10 protein-coding genes are annotated in these 14,701 nt (G+C 62.6%); 5 read left to right on the top strand and 5 right to left on the bottom strand.

Features of this window, described 5'->3' with window-relative positions:
• The first annotated feature begins 7 nt into the window (after positions 1 to 7).
• The 3 genes from FUU19_RS09525 (at position 8) to FUU19_RS09515 (ending at position 3,648) form a co-directional block, all read left to right on the top strand.
• Positions 8 to 1,171: a glycerate kinase gene (locus tag FUU19_RS09525; RefSeq protein ID WP_197833068.1), complete on the top strand. Its 1,164-nt coding sequence runs from the start codon at positions 8 to 10 to the stop codon at positions 1,169 to 1,171.
• Between the two features lie 119 nt (positions 1,172 to 1,290).
• Complete coding sequence (gene hemH / locus FUU19_RS09520; RefSeq protein ID WP_004940253.1) at positions 1,291 to 2,253, top strand: ferrochelatase; 963 nt, start codon at positions 1,291 to 1,293, stop codon at positions 2,251 to 2,253.
• A 90-nt stretch (positions 2,254 to 2,343) separates the two neighbouring features.
• The gene (locus tag FUU19_RS09515) at positions 2,344 to 3,648 is read left to right on the top strand and encodes an inosine/guanosine kinase (protein WP_202668987.1); all 1,305 of its coding nucleotides are present in this window, start codon (positions 2,344 to 2,346) and stop codon (positions 3,646 to 3,648) included.
• 59 nt (positions 3,649 to 3,707) lie between these two features.
• On the opposite strand, the gene ybaL is transcribed toward FUU19_RS09515, so the two are convergent.
• Positions 3,708 to 5,399 (bottom strand): YbaL family putative K(+) efflux transporter, encoded by a 1,692-nt coding sequence (ybaL, locus tag FUU19_RS09510; RefSeq protein ID WP_141970568.1) that lies wholly within the window; start codon positions 5,397 to 5,399, stop codon positions 3,708 to 3,710.
• A gap of 245 nt (positions 5,400 to 5,644) precedes the next feature.
• The gene (locus FUU19_RS09505) at positions 5,645 to 6,865 is read right to left on the bottom strand and encodes an MFS transporter (RefSeq protein WP_230490091.1); all 1,221 of its coding nucleotides are present in this window, start codon (positions 6,863 to 6,865) and stop codon (positions 5,645 to 5,647) included.
• A 178-nt stretch (positions 6,866 to 7,043) separates the two neighbouring features.
• Here FUU19_RS09505 and ushA point away from each other — a divergent pair, with 178 nt between their 5' ends.
• Positions 7,044 to 8,696, top strand: a complete 1,653-nt coding sequence (gene ushA, locus FUU19_RS09500; RefSeq protein ID WP_194571505.1) for a bifunctional UDP-sugar hydrolase/5'-nucleotidase UshA — start codon at positions 7,044 to 7,046, stop codon at positions 8,694 to 8,696.
• A 151-nt stretch (positions 8,697 to 8,847) separates the two neighbouring features.
• Positions 8,848 to 10,314 (top strand): D-alanyl-D-alanine carboxypeptidase/D-alanyl-D-alanine endopeptidase, encoded by a 1,467-nt coding sequence (gene dacB / locus FUU19_RS09495; RefSeq protein WP_230490092.1) that lies wholly within the window; start codon positions 8,848 to 8,850, stop codon positions 10,312 to 10,314.
• 10 nt (positions 10,315 to 10,324) lie between these two features.
• On the opposite strand, the gene ybaK is transcribed toward dacB, so the two are convergent.
• The 3 genes from ybaK to copA form a co-directional block, all read right to left on the bottom strand.
• Positions 10,325 to 10,804: a Cys-tRNA(Pro)/Cys-tRNA(Cys) deacylase YbaK gene (gene ybaK / locus FUU19_RS09490; protein WP_004940240.1), complete on the bottom strand. Its 480-nt coding sequence runs from the start codon at positions 10,802 to 10,804 to the stop codon at positions 10,325 to 10,327.
• Positions 10,805 to 11,032: 228 nt separating this feature from the next.
• Positions 11,033 to 11,839: a TraB/GumN family protein gene (locus FUU19_RS09485; RefSeq protein WP_197833065.1), complete on the bottom strand. Its 807-nt coding sequence runs from the start codon at positions 11,837 to 11,839 to the stop codon at positions 11,033 to 11,035.
• Between the two features lie 133 nt (positions 11,840 to 11,972).
• Complete coding sequence (gene copA / locus FUU19_RS09480; protein ID WP_230490093.1) at positions 11,973 to 14,684, bottom strand: copper-exporting P-type ATPase CopA; 2,712 nt, start codon at positions 14,682 to 14,684, stop codon at positions 11,973 to 11,975.
• Between the last annotated feature and the right edge of the window lie 17 nt (positions 14,685 to 14,701).

Raw genomic sequence — 14,701 nt, 5'->3', positions numbered from 1 at the left:
AACAGTGATGAAAACGCTGAAAAAAGTGGTTATTGCCCCGGATTCTTTCAAAGAGAGCCTGAGCGCGCTCGGCGTTGCCGACGCCATCGAGCGGGGATTCCGCCAAATTTATCCGCAGGCGCACTACGTGAAGCTGCCGATGGCGGACGGCGGCGAAGGCACGGTGGAGTCGATGGTGGCGGCCACCGGCGGCGAAATCGTCCAGGTGACGGTCACCGGGCCGCTGGGGGAGCCGGTGCAGGGGTTTTATGGCCTGCTGGGCGATGGCGAAACCGCAGTGATTGAAATGGCCGCCGCTTCCGGGCTGCACCTGGCTCCGCCCAACCGGCGCGATCCGCGCATCACCACCAGTTACGGCACCGGCGAACTGATGCTGGCGGCGCTGGAGCGCGGCGTGAAGGCGATCATTCTCGGCATCGGCGGCAGCGCCACCAACGACGGCGGCGCCGGGATGATGCAGGCGCTGGGCGTGAAGTTGCTGGATAAGGAGCGCCGGCCGCTGCCGGTGGGCGGGGCGGCGTTGGCGCAGCTGGCGCATCTTGATCTCGCCGGGCTGGATGCGCGTTGGCAACGGGTGAGCGTAACCGCCGCCTGCGACGTCGATAACCCGCTGTGCGGCGAAAAGGGCGCCTCGGCGGTGTTCGGGCCGCAGAAGGGGGCGACGCCGGAGATGGTGGCACAGCTCGATGCGGCGCTGCATCATTATGGCGAACTGCTGGAACGGGAAACCGGCCGCGCCGTGCTCACTCAGCCGGGCGCGGGCGCGGCGGGCGGCATGGGGGCGGCGCTGCTCGGCATGCTCGACGCGCGCTTGCGACCGGGCATCGAGATTGTCACCGAAACCCTGCGCCTGGATGAGGCGGTGCGCGATGCCGATCTGGTGATTACCGGCGAAGGGCGGCTGGACAGCCAGTCGATCCACGGCAAAACGCCGATCGGCGTGGCGCGGGTGGCCAAGCGCCACGGGGTGCCGGTGATCGCCATCGCCGGCAGCCTGACGCCGGATTATTCGGTGGTGCATCAACATGGCATCGATGCGGCGTTTTCGGTACTCGATCGCATCGTGACGCTGGAAGACGCGCTGGCGAGCGCCGATCGCAATCTGCAGGTGACGGCGCGCAACGTGGCGGCGGTATGGCAACTGGCGCAAGGGGGAAGCCCACAGGCATAGCCTGTTGCTGTTATCGGTTTCGATGCAGGACTTTTCCGTTACAATAGCCGGCATTAATGGCTGCTGACATCCCGACCCAGAACGGAATGCCGGCCGGAAAGGAAATGAGGGGAACTGAGATGAAGCAAGAGAAACACGGCGTATTGCTGGTGAACCTGGGCACACCAGATGCGCCGACCTCGTCGGCGGTCAAACGCTATCTGAAGGAATTCCTCAGTGACGATCGCGTGGTCGACACGGCGCCGCTGATCTGGTGGCCGATCCTCAACGGCGCGATCCTGCCGATCCGCTCGCCGCGCGTGGCGAAGCTCTATCAGTCGGTGTGGATGGAAGAAGGCTCGCCGCTGCTGGTATACAGCCGCCGCCAACAGCGGGCGCTGGCGGCGCGCATGCCGAATACGCCGGTGGAGCTGGGAATGAGCTACGGCTCGCCAAGTTTGGCGGAAGCCATCGACAAGCTGCTGGCGCAAGGTGTGACCAACCTGGTGGTGCTGCCGCTCTACCCGCAATACTCCTGTTCCACCAGCGCGGCGGTATGGGATGGCGTAGCGCGAGTGCTGAAAGGCTATCGCCGCTTGCCGTCGGTGGCCTTCATCCGCGATTACGCCGAACACCCGGCCTATATCGCCGCGCTGCAGCAAAGCGTGGAGCGCTCGTTCGCCGAGCACGGCCAGCCGGATCGGCTGGTGTTGTCGTTCCACGGCATCCCCAAACGCTATGCGCGCCTGGGCGATGACTACCCGCAGCGCTGCGAAGATACGCTGCGTGCGCTGAGCGCCACACTGCCGCTGGCGCCGGAACGCGTGATGATGACGTACCAATCGCGCTTCGGCCGCGAGCCGTGGCTGACGCCGTACACCGATGAGACCCTGAAGGGGCTGCCGGCGCAGGGCGTGAAGCACATTCAGCTGATTTGCCCCGGTTTCTCGGCGGACTGCCTGGAAACGCTGGAAGAGATCAAAGAACAGAACCGCGAGATCTTCCTCAAGGCCGGCGGCGAGAAGTTTGAATATATCTCGGCGTTGAACGACGAGCCGGCGCATATCGATATGATGCAGCAGCTGGTGGCGCAGCGTCTGTAATCATCCATAATCTGTCTATTAGATGCATCGTGATCGGGCGGGGATGTGTTAACATTCTCCGCTTGTTAAACCGTCACCACCGCCAATCACATGAAATTTCCTGGTAAACGCAAGTCCAAACACTATTTCCCGGTGAGCGCCCGCGATCCGCTTCTGCAGCAGGCCCAGCCCGAAAGTGAAATCAGCACCTCGTATATCGTCGGCATCGATCAGACGCTGGTGGATATCGAGGCGAAAGTGGACGACGCTTTTGTCCAGCGCTACGGCCTGAGCCTGGGCCACTCTCTGGTGATCGAAGACGACGTCGCCGAGGCGCTGTATCAGGAACTGAATGAAAACAACCTGGTCACCCATCAATTCGCCGGCGGCACCATCGGCAATACCATGCACAACTATTCGGTGCTGGCGGACGATCGCTCGGTGCTGCTCGGCGTGATGTGCAGCAACGTGAAAATCGGCAGCTATGCCTACCGTTATCTGTGCAATACCTCCAGCCGTACCGATCTTAACTATCTGCAGGGCGTAGACGGCGCCATCGGCCGCTGTTTCACGCTGATCGGTGAAAGCGGTGAGCGCACCTTCGCCATCAACCCTGGCCAGATGAACCAACTACGCCCGGAAAGCATTCCTGAAGAGGTGATCGCCGGCGCATCGGCGCTGGTGCTGAGCTCTTATCTGGTGCGTTGCAAGGAAGGGGAGCCGATGAAGGCCGCTACCCTGCAGGCGATCGAATACGCCAAAAAGCACGACGTGCCGGTGGTGTTGACGCTGGGCACCAAGTACGTGATCGCTGACAACCCGCAGTGGTGGCGCGATTTCCTGAAGGAAAACGTGACGATTCTGGCGATGAACGAAGACGAAGCGTTGGAGCTGACCGGGCTGAGCGACCCGTTGACCGCCTCGGATATGGCGCTGGAGTGGGTGGATCTGGTGCTGTGCACCGCCGGGCCGAGCGGCCTGTATATGGCGGGTTACACCGAAGAAGCCAACAAGCGTCAGACCCAGCATCCGCTGCTGCCGGGGCATATCGCCGAGTTCAACCGCTACGAGTTCAGCCGCGCTATGCGCCGCGAGCACTGTGAACATCCGCTGCGCGTTTATTCGCACATCGCGCCTTATATGGGCGGCCCCGAGAGGATCATGAACACCAACGGCGCCGGCGACGGCGCGCTGTCGGCGTTGCTGCACGATATCGCCGCCAACGGCTATCACCGCCACAACGTGCCGAATTCCAGCAAGCACGTGCGCAGTTACCTGACATACTCCTCATTGGCGCAGGTGTGCAAATACGCCAACCGCGTCAGCTACCAGGTGTTGAACCAGCATTCGCCACGACTCACTCGCGGCCTGCCGGAGCGCGAAGACAGCCTGGAAGAGTCTTACTGGGAGCGTTAACCCGCTGAAAAAGAAAAGGTCCGGCAATGCCGGACCTTTTTTTATGCGCGCGTGGCGTTTCAGATCGGGCAGCCGCCCATTTTTTCTTCTTCGCTCAGGGTGTCCAGCTGCAGGATGTTCAGCATGCTGTTGGCGATCTCCCGTTCGCCCATCACCACCTGATTGGCGCCGCGATCGGTGATGTAGGCCACTTCGTCGTCGTAGTGGGCGCGGGCGATGATTTCGATGTTCGGCCGCTTGGCGCGCGCCGAGGCGACGATCTCGCCGGCCTCATAGCCGTTGGGGATGGTCAGCAGCAGCCAACGCGCGCAGTCGAGCCGCGCCAGGTCCATCACTTCCGCATTGGCGGCGTTGCCCAGCACCGTCTTGATGCCTTGCTCGCGCAGCGCTTCCACCCGCGGGCGGGAGTTCTCGATCACCACCAGCGGGATGCCCGCCTCGGCCAGTTTGCCGCCCAGCAGGCTGCCGACGCGGCCATAGCCGACCACCAGCGCATGGTTGCACATTTCTACCGGGATCTGCTTTTCTTCTTCCACCGCCTCTTCGAGGATTTGCTCTTCGATGGTTTCGGTCTTGGCCAGATAGCGCTCCAGCAGGGTGAACAACAGCGGGTTGAGCATGATCGACAGGATCGCGCCTGCCAGCACCAGATTGCGACCGTGTTCCGACATCATGCCGAGCGTGATGCCGAGGCCCGCCAGAATAAAGGCGAACTCGCCGATCTGCGCCAGGCTGGCGGAGATGGTCAGCGCGGTGCGCTTGGAGTGGCCGAACATTTTCACCAGCAGGAACGCGGCGGCGGATTTGCCGAACACGATGATTGCCAGCGTCGCCAGCACCGCCAGCGGTTCGTTAATCACGATCATCGGATCGAACAGCATGCCGACCGAGACGAAGAACAGCACCGCGAACGCGTCGCGCAGCGGCAGGGTGTCGTGCGCCGCGCGGTGGCTCAGTTCGGACTCGTTCAGCACCATGCCGGCGAAGAAGGCGCCCAGGGCGAAGGAGACGTCGAACAGTTTCACCGCACCGTAGGCGATACCGAGCGCCAGCGCCAATACCGCCAGGGTGAACAGTTCGCGCGAGCCGGTGCTGGCGGTTTTCGACAGGATCCACGGCACCAGACGGCGGCCGACCACGATCATCAACGCGATGAAGGCGATGACTTTACCGATGGTCAGCGCCAGCTCCATCAGCAATTGGCCGCTGCTGGCGTTGTTGTTGCCCAGCATGTTGCCGAAGGCCGGCAGTAACACCAGCGTCAGCACCATCGCCAAATCTTCGACGATCAGCCAGCCGATGGCGATTTGCCCGCGCTGGCTGTCGATCAGCTGCCGTTCTTCCAGCGCGCGCAATAACACTACGGTACTGGCGGTGGAGAGACAGAGGCCGAACACCAGCCCGGAGATCAGATCCCAGCCGAGCAGCTTGGACAGCCCCATGCCGAGCAGGGTCGCGACGGCTATCTGCGCCACGGCGCCGGGTATGGCGATAGATTTTACTGCGAGGAGGTCTTTCAAAGAGAAGTGCAGGCCAACACCGAACATCAACAGGATAACGCCGATTTCCGCCAGTTCCGGCGCCAGTGAAGTATCGGCGACGAAACCGGGGGTGAACGGGCCGGCGAGCACCCCTGCGGCCAGATACCCCACCAGAGGGGAGATGCGCAGGCGGTTCGCCAGCATGCCGAGGAGGAAGGCGAGTACTAACCCTCCGACGATGGTGGTGATGAGCGGTGTTGAATTATGCATCCATACTCCTTCTGGCTATGCATCGCGGCACGGGAGAAACGCAACAAAGTTACGAAAAGATACATTTAGTTTATTGCATTTGTTCGCGGCTTGCTTGGCTAATTTGGCCTTTTTTGTAAAAAAGCAGAGGATTTCACTTAAGGCGCGGCAATGAGGAGATTTTGTGTCAGATAAGCCAAATAACATTGGTTTATCCGTGGGATAACCCGGATGAATAAATAATTTCATCCGGGCATTCAGCGGGGTTATTGCGCTTTATGCTCCATATTGGGCAGTAGCGCAGTGATAATGCCGATCAGCGGCAGGAAAGCACAGATTTGGTAGACCAGCTCGATACTGGTCAAATCGGCGACATAACCAAGAACTGCCGCACCTAATCCGCCCATACCGAAAGCAAAACCGAAGAATAAACCGGAAACCATGCCGACTTTACCGGGGATCAGCTCCTGTGCGTAGACCAGAATGGCGGAGAACGCCGAGGCGAGAATAGCCCCGATGATCACCGTCAAAATGCCGGTCCAGTACAGGGATGCATAGGGTAAAATAAGCGTGAAGGGTGCGGCGCCGAGGATGGAGCCCCAAATAACATATTTACGCCCTATTTTGTCGCCAAGAGGCCCGCCGATAATGGTGCCGGCCGCCACTGCGAACAGGAAGGCGAACAGGTGAATTTGCGCATTCTGCACCGAAACGCCGAACTTATGTATCAGATAAAAGGTGTAATAGCTGCTGATGCTGGCCAGATAGAAGTATTTGGAGAAAATCAGCACCAGCAGAATGCCCAGCGAGTAGGCTACGGTACGTTTTGGCAGCGGTTTCAACACCGAAGGGCTTTTCGGCAGCCCTTTAGTTGCCCGATGCTGATGTTGATACCATTTGCTGACCTGCAGCAACACCACGATCGCCAGCAGCGCCGCCAGCGTGAACCAGGCGACGTTGCCCTTGCCGTAAGGCGCGATGATCAGCGCGGCCAGTAGCGGGCCGAGCGAGCTGCCGAAGTTGCCGCCGACCTGGAACAGCGACTGCGCCAGGCCGTGCCGCCCGCCGGAGGCCATGCGCGCCACGCGCGAGGATTCCGGGTGGAACACCGATGAGCCGGTGCCCACCAGCGCCGCCGCCAGCAGCACCAGCGGGAAGGTGTTCGCCACCGACAGCAGCAGCAGGCCGGACAGGGTAAAGCCCATGCCGATCGGCAGCGAGTAAGGCTGCGGATGTTTATCGGTGTAATAGCCAATCAGCGGCTGCAGCAGGGAGGCCGTCAGCTGATAGGTCAGGGTAATCATGCCGATCTGCACGAAGCTGAGGTGAAAATCGGCTTGCAGGATCGGGTAAATCGCCAGGATCAGCGATTGGATCATATCGTTGAGCAGGTGAGACACGCTGATGGCGCCGAGGATGGAGAAGGCGGTTCCCTTCACCGCGCTGCCCTTGGCGGGCGGCATCGCGCTTTGGCTACTGTCGGTCATATTATTATTAGCCTGATAAGTTGTTGAGCACAGAGATGACATCTTAGGCAGGGCGCGCAATTTTTACCATATCTGAAATAATCAGACTCACATCGCAAAAATTTGAAATCAGCTGTCATTAATTCGCGCTACAATTTCGCCCTCATCATAAAAGCCATTTAATACACGGAGATCCGCCATGCGTTTTTCGCTGAAAACCACCGCATGCGCGTTGGCCGTTTCCCTGACGTTGCTGTCGGGGGCCGCCAGTGCCTGGGAAAAGGATAAGACCTACGCCATCACCATTCTGCACACCAACGATCATCACGGTCACTTCTGGCAGAACGATCACGGCGAATACGGCCTGGGCGCGCAGAAAACGCTGGTGGACGGCATTCGCCAGGAAGTGGCGGCGCAGGGCGGCAGCCTGCTGCTGTTGTCCGGCGGCGATATCAACACCGGCGTGCCGGAATCGGATCTGCAGGATGCCGAGCCGGACTTCCGCGGCATGAACCTGGTGGGTTATGACGCGATGGCGATCGGCAACCACGAATTCGATAACCCGCTGAGCGTACTGCGCCAGCAGGAGAAATGGGCGACCTTCCCGCTGCTGTCCGCCAACATCTATCAGAAAAGCACTGGCCAGCGCCTGTTCAAGCCTTACGCCTTGTTCGACAAGCAGGGCATCAAGATCGCGGTGATCGGCCTGACGACCGACGACACCGCGAAAATGGGCAATCCGGAGTACTTTACCGACATTGAATTCCGCGTGCCGGCGCCGGAGGCGAAGCGGGTGGTGGAGCAATTGCGCAAGGACGAGAAGCCGGACGTGATCATCGCCGCTACCCACATGGGGCACTATGACAACGGCGAACACGGCTCCAACGCGCCGGGCGACGTGGAGATGGCGCGCAGCCTGCCGGCCGGGTATCTCGACATGATCGTCGGCGGCCACTCGCAGGACCCGGTGTGCATGGCCGGCGACAACCGTAAGCAGGTGGACTATGTGCCGGGCACGCCGTGTTCGCCGGATCGCCAGAACGGCACCTGGATCGTGCAGGCGCATGAGTGGGGCAAGTACGTGGGCCGCGCCGATTTCGAATTCCGCAACGGAGAGCTGAAGCTGGTGCATTATCAGCTGATCCCGGTGAACCTGAAGAAGAAGGTGGAGAAGGCGGACGGCACCAGCGAGCGAGTGTATTACACCCAGCAGATCGCGGAAGATCCGACCATGATGAAACTGCTGACGCCGTTCCAGGAGAAGGGCAAGGAGCAGCTGAGCGTGAAGATCGGCAGCGTTAACGGCAAGCTGGAGGGCGATCGCAGCAAAGTACGCTTCGTGCAGACCAACCTGGCGCGGGTGATGTTGGCCGCGCAGAGGGAGCGCGCCGATGCCGACTTTGCGGTGATGAGCGGCGGTGGGGTGCGTGACTCCATTGAAAGCGGCGATATCACCTACAAAAACGTGCTCAAGGTACAGCCGTTCGGCAACACCCTGGTGCATGTCGATATGAAAGGCAGCGAGATTGAGCAGTACCTGGCGGTAGTGGCCAACATGAAGCCGGATTCCGGCGCCTACGCCCAGTTCGCCAACGTCAGCCTGGTGGCGGACGGCAAGGGCGTCAGCGAGGTGAAGATCAACGGCCAGCCGCTGCAGGCGGATAAAACCTACCGCATGGCGACGCTGAACTTCAACGCGCTGGGCGGCGATGGCTATCCGAAGCTGGACGGGCTGCCGAGCTACGTCAACACCGGCTTTATCGATGCCGAGGTGCTGAAGCAGTATATCGAGAAACACTCGCCGCTGGATGCGGCGGCTTACGAACCGAAGGGCGAGATCGTTTATCGCTAATCGCCACCGCAGCGGCCTGCTCCCCCATGGGCGGGCCGCCTGTTTTCCTGCCGAAAACCCTGCCTCAAACGCACGCAAAAGTCGCCGCCGCCGCCTTCCAATGATAGCCTGAGCAACAATTTGATTTTGATAACGCAAGCAGGGAGATGACATGTTGAAAACCGCAGGCTGGCTGCTGCCCGCCATCCTGGCGCTGGCGGGGTGTTCGTCATCCGGCCAACGCCATGAGCAAACGCTCAGCCAGGCGTTGACGGCCATCGGCCAAGACAAGGCGCTGGTTGGCGCGTCGAGCGGCGTGATGGTGCGCGATGCCGACAGCGGTACCGTGTTGTATCAGGCGCACGCGGAGCAGCGCCTGGCGCCGGCTTCCAACATGAAGATGTTCACTTCTCTGGCGGCGTTCGGCGTGCTGGGGGCGGATTACCGGTTTGAAACCCGGCTGCTGACCACCGGCGAGCAGCGCGGCGACACCTTGCAGGGGGATCTCTATCTGCAGGGCAGCGGCGATCCGACGTTGCATCCTGACGATCTCAACACCTTCGCCGCCACGCTGGCGCAGCGCGGCATTCGCCAGATTCATGGGCGGCTGATCCTCGACGCCAACGCGTTCGATCAAACCCCCTTCGGCGCCGGCTGGAGCTGGGACGACGAACCCTTCGCCTTCGCCGCGCCGATCTCGGCGCTGAACTACGCCTTTACCCCCGGCGGCGATATCAACGTGGTGCGGGTGGACGTGCAGCCGGGCAACCGCGCCGGTGCGCAAGGGCGGGTGAGTGTCTATCCCGCCAATGATGCGGTGACGCTGGTCAACCGCACCACCACCGGCGGCGACACCGCACTGACGTTCGATCGCCAGCCGGGCAGCAACCGGATCGTGGTCAGCGGCACCATCGCCGCGCAGGCGGAGACCCGCTCGCGATTGATCACCGTCGATCAACCGGCTCGCGTGATCGGCGCCTTATTGCAAAATGCCCTGCGCGCGCAGGGCATCGCGCTGCGCGGCAACGCGGAAGAGGGCGTGACGCCTGCGGGCGCTCGTCTGCTGACCGAAAAAACCTCGCCGCCGCTCTCCCGCCTGGTTGTCACCTTCCTGAAAGTGTCCAATAACGGTTACGGCGAGGTACTGACCAAGGCGATGGGCCGCAAGACGCAGGGTAAGGGGGATTGGGCCGCCGGCCTGCAGGCGATCGGCCAGTTTGTGCAAAGCCAGGGCATCGAGGCCGGCGCGTACCGTCAGGTAGACGGTTCCGGGCTGTCGCGCATGAACCAAATCACGCCGCAGCAGCTGACGACGCTGCTGTTGGCGGCCAGAAAACAACCGTGGTTTGCCGACTGGTATCGTGCCTTGCCCATCGCGGGCCAGCCGGGGTTGTTGGTGGGCGGTACGCTGCAGAGCCGCATGGTGAAGACTGCGGCAGCCGGGCGCGCCCACGCCAAGAGCGGCTCCATGACCGGGGTCTCGTCGCTCAGCGGCTATGTCGATTCGGCGACCGGACGGCCGCTGGCGTTCGCCATCATCAGCAACAACTATCTGGTGCCCGGCGCGGAGGTGAAGGCGCTGGAGGACCGCCTGGTCGAGACGCTGGCGGCCTGTGACGCCACGGTGGTGTGCCGCTGAGCGCGCGGCGTCAGTCGCGCTTGGCGATATCGGCGAAGCTGCCGGCCAGCAGGCGGCACAGATCGGCGGCGGCCAGCTCGATGTCTAGCCCGCGTTTGCCGCCGGAAACGTAGATGGTGGCGAACGCTTGCGCCGGGCTGTCGATCACCGTCGGCAGTCGTTTTTTCTGCCCCAGCGGGCTGATGCCGCCCACCAGATACCCGGTGACGCGCTGCGCCAGCTGCGGATCGGCCATCTCGGCCTTTTTGGCGCCGAGGGCGCGGGCGACCTTTTTCAGATCCAGCTGGGTGGCGACCGGCGTGACCGCCACCGCCAGGTGTTTGGCGTCGCCGTTCAGCGCTACCAGCAGCGTTTTGTAAACCCGATCGGCATCCAGCCCCAGCTTTCTCACCGCTTCGTCACCGAAGTTGGTTTCGTCGCTGTCGTGGTGATACGGATGAAGGGTAAAGGCGACCTTTTGTTTCTCAAGCAGAACGACTGCGGGCGTCATGATGTGTTGTCCAGAATGTCCCCTGCGGGGAAAGGGTGATAACCAGCCTTAAAAATACAAAAATCCGACCTGCCCGGCAACCTGAGCGGCTGTTACATAAAGCGGGTTGCCAAGATATTCACCGGGTTGCTACCCTGTTTACTGTAACCGTTAACACGGTTGCTATGCGTATAACTAGAATACAAGAAATTCCTCTTTGACTGGCCAATAGCGATATTGGCCTCTTTTTTATCCCTGCGGCTGCAGCATCGCCGGCAGGTTATCCTCGCCATACAGGTGCAATGCGCCAACCGCCACCACATAGTCCCCGGCCGGCAGCGCCTCCAGCTGTTGCCGCCAGTCGCGATTGCGCTGGTGCATCAGCACGTCGTACAGCCCGGCGCTGAAGGTGGCGGGCAAGGTGTCCAGCGTGCCGCGCGGTTTGGCGTCCAGCCACCAGCTCACCATGGTTTGCAGCAGCCGCGCGTTGGTGTGCCAGTGCTCCAGCGTATCGCGCAGCAGCGCAATGCCGCCTTCCGGCAGCTGTTCCAGCATCGTCAGCTGCTGCTGCGTCCCTTCCAGTTCGATCACCGGTTTGTCCTGCGCCCGGGCGGCCTGCAGCAGCTGATAGTCCACGCCATACTCTGCTCGCAGCCCCAGACGCTGAGCCTGGCGCGCCTGCATCATCAGCGCCACCTGCCAGCCGGGCAGGGTGGCGAAGGCGTGCGGATCGGCGCCCAGCTCATGGCACAGCGCCAGCAGCCGTTGATATTCTTCGGCGGACAGGCGCTGTTCCAGCTCCGGCTGCAGCTCGGCGTGGTCGAAAGGCGAGGCGGCGTCGGTGATATCGGCTTCGACGATCAGTGCGTCGGCCTGTTGCAGCCGGGCGGCCAGCCGGGGCGGCAACGGTGACATATCGACGGTGCCCATATGGATGCTGCCCACCAGATGCAGCCGACGATCGCCCGGCAGAGTGATGTCCAGCGCCGGATAGGCGTAACGTTTGGGCGAGATCAGGCCGAGAAAGGCGGCGAGACGGCGTAACAGTTGACCCATACGGCGTGGCTCCTGAATAACGGGTGCGCGTTTCAGCATGAAAAGCGAGGGAAAATCGTCATTCATGCTAAACGCTATCCGCCGCGCAGGGAAGCCCGGAAAACAGCGGGGCGCCATGACGGCGCCCCGGCGATCACTTCCTGGGTTTAAAACGCAGCAGCCGGTTGGCGTTGCTGACCACGGTAATCGACGACAGCGCCATCGCCGCGCCCGCCACTACCGGGCTGAGCAGCGTGCCGGTCAGCGGGTAGAGCACGCCGGCGGCGATCGGGATACCCAGCGTATTGTAGATAAAGGCGCCGAACAGGTTCTGCTTCATGTTGCGCAGCGTGGCCTTCGACAGCGCTACCGCATCCGCCACGCCGTGCAGGCTGTGGCGCATCAGGGTGATGGCGGCGGTCTCGATGGCGATGTCGCTGCCGCCGCCCATCGCGATGCCCACGTCGGCCTGCGCCAGCGCCGGGGCGTCGTTGATGCCGTCGCCGACCATCGCCACGCGCTGGCCCTGCGCCTGCAGCTGCTTGATCGCCGCCGCTTTGCCGTCCGGCAGCACCCCGGCAATCACCCGATCGATACCGGCCTCTTTGGCGATGGCGTTGGCGGTCACCGGATTGTCGCCGGTCAGCATTACCAGCTGATACCCCTGCTGGTGCAGGCGCTGCAGCGCCGCGACGCTGTCCTCGCGCAGCGGATCGCGAATGGCGAACAGCGCGGCCGGTTTACCGTCAACGGCCAGCAGCACCGGCGTCACGCCGCGTTCGGCCTGGGCGCGCATCGGCGCATCCAGCTCGGCGGTTGCGACCTGATGCTGTTCCAGCAGCGCGGCGTTGCCCAGCAGCAGCTGCACGCCGTCGATCTCCCCGCTGACGCCGGCGCCGCGCAGGGTGCGGAACTGCGTGACCTGCGGCAGCGTTTGCCCGGCAGCGCGTTCCATGATGGCGCGCGCCAGCGGGTGGTTGGAGCCTTGCTCCAGCGCCGCGGCCCAGCCGATCGCCTGCTGCTCGCTGACCTGATTGAAGGTCAGGATCTCCACCACCTGCGGCTTCCCTTCGGTCAGGGTGCCGGTTTTGTCGAACACCAGGGTGTCCAACTGGCTGGCCTGCTGCAGGGCGTCGGCGTCGCGTACCAGCACGCCGAACTCCGCCGCGCGGCCGACGCCGGAGATGATCGACATCGGCGTTGCCAGGCCCAATGCGCACGGACAGGCGATGATCAGCACCGTGGTGGCGATCACCAGCGTATAGACCAGCTGCGGCTGCGGGCCGAAGAAGTACCACACCGCCGCGCTGAACAGGGCGATCGCCACCACCGCCGGCACGAACACCGCCGAGACGCGGTCGGCCAGTTGGCCAATCGCCGGTTTACTGCTCTGCGCCTGACGCACCAGTTTGATGATGCGCGCCAGCGTGGTTTGGCTGCCGATGGCGGCGGCGCGGAACAGCACGCTGCCGTCGTCGACCACCGTTCCGGCATGCACCGTATCGCCGGGGCCTTTTTGCTGCGGCACCGCTTCGCCGGTCAGCATCGCTTCATCGAGCCAGACTTCGCCCTGCACGATTTCACCGTCGACCGGCACGCGATCGCCGGTGGTCAGCCGCAGCGTCATGCCGAGCTGCACCTCCGCCAGCGGGATATCGCGCTCGCCGTCGTCAGTCACCCGCCGCGCGGTGGGCGGCGTCAGATCCAATAACCGCTCCAGCGCCTGCGAAGAACGCTGACGAGCGCGCTGCTCCAGCGCATGGCCGAGGTTGATCAAACCGATGATCATCGCGCTGGCCTCGTAATAGAGGTGGCGAGCCTCCATCGGGAAGAAATCGGGCCAAATGTTGACGGCGATCGAGTAAAGCCAGGCGGCGCCTGTACCGAGCGCCACCAGGGTATCCATGGTGGCGCTGACGTTCATCAGTGCGCGCCAGGCGTTGCGGTAGAAGTGCCCGCCGGCGAATACCATCACCGCCAGGGTAATGACGCCGACCAGCAGCCAGGGGCGCTGGGTTTCCGGCGTGAGCGTCATGCTGCCGCCGAACAGTCCCCAGGCCATCAGCGGGATACCCAAGGCCAGGCCCAGCGCCGCCTGCCAGCTAAAGCGCCTCATGTTGGCGCGTGCGGTCTGCTGCTGGCGCTCGCGGCGTTCGGTCTCGTCCTGAATCATCTCGGCGCCGTAGCCGGCTTTTTCCACTGCCGCCACCAGCGCCTGCGCATCGGCGGCGCCGGTCACCAGCGCGCTGCGTTCCGCCAGGTTGACGCGCGCATGCTCTACGCCGGGAACGCTTTGCAGCGCCTGCTGCACTTTATTGACGCAGCTGGCACAGGTCATGCCGCTGAGCAGCAGCTGTACGCTGTCGTCCGCGCCGTCGGTTGCCGGAAGGGAAGGTTGCGCCGCTGGCTGAACGTCCGGCAACGAAGGTGTTGCGTCAGTCAACGGCTCAGTTTTTGGGACGACGGCACCCGCCACGCTGGCGTGATAACCGGCATCTTCCACCGCGGCGATCAGCGCCTGCGGATCGGCATCGCCGTACACTTTCGCGCTGTCGATCTCGACGTCGGTAGCGAACACGCCCGGCACGGCTTCCAGTGCCTTGCGGGTGGTGCCGACGCAGTGCATGCAGCTCAGGCCGCTCAGCTGCAGCTCGGTATCGGCGTGTGGCGCGACTTCGGCCTGATAGCCGGCGGCAATCACGCTCTCGATCAACGCGCTGTCCGGCGCGTCGCCGGTCACTTTGGCGTAATGCACGTTAACCTCGGCCTGTTCGACATCGCTGCGGCTTTCCAGGGCTTTTTTCACCCGCTGCGCGCAGTTCATGCAGGACAGCCCCTGCAATGCCAGCATAGTGGTGTGTGACATGGTTGGACTCCTTGCTT

The organism is Serratia montpellierensis (genome assembly GCF_020858655.1).
Classification (GTDB): domain Bacteria; phylum Pseudomonadota; class Gammaproteobacteria; order Enterobacterales; family Enterobacteriaceae; genus Serratia; species Serratia montpellierensis.
This window is presented reverse-complemented; position numbering and strand designations above follow the sequence as displayed.

Bases quoted from the DNA above. Each gene is read 5' to 3' on its own strand.
- ybaK (WP_004940240.1), bottom strand. From the start codon at position 10,804: ATGACGCCCGCAGTCGTTCTGCTTGAGAAACAAAAGGTCGCCTTTACC.
- dacB (WP_230490092.1), top strand. From the start codon at position 8,848: ATGTTGAAAACCGCAGGCTGGCTGCTGCCCGCCATCCTGGCGCTGGCG.
- copA (WP_230490093.1), bottom strand. From the start codon at position 14,684: ATGTCACACACCACTATGCTGGCATTGCAGGGGCTGTCCTGCATGAAC.
- ybaL (WP_141970568.1), bottom strand. From the start codon at position 5,399: ATGCATAATTCAACACCGCTCATCACCACCATCGTCGGAGGGTTAGTA.
- hemH (WP_004940253.1), top strand. From the start codon at position 1,291: ATGAAGCAAGAGAAACACGGCGTATTGCTGGTGAACCTGGGCACACCA.
- FUU19_RS09485 (WP_197833065.1), bottom strand. From the start codon at position 11,839: ATGGGTCAACTGTTACGCCGTCTCGCCGCCTTTCTCGGCCTGATCTCG.
- FUU19_RS09525 (WP_197833068.1), top strand. From the start codon at position 8: ATGAAAACGCTGAAAAAAGTGGTTATTGCCCCGGATTCTTTCAAAGAG.
- FUU19_RS09515 (WP_202668987.1), top strand. From the start codon at position 2,344: ATGAAATTTCCTGGTAAACGCAAGTCCAAACACTATTTCCCGGTGAGC.
- FUU19_RS09505 (WP_230490091.1), bottom strand. From the start codon at position 6,865: ATGACCGACAGTAGCCAAAGCGCGATGCCGCCCGCCAAGGGCAGCGCG.
- ushA (WP_194571505.1), top strand. From the start codon at position 7,044: ATGCGTTTTTCGCTGAAAACCACCGCATGCGCGTTGGCCGTTTCCCTG.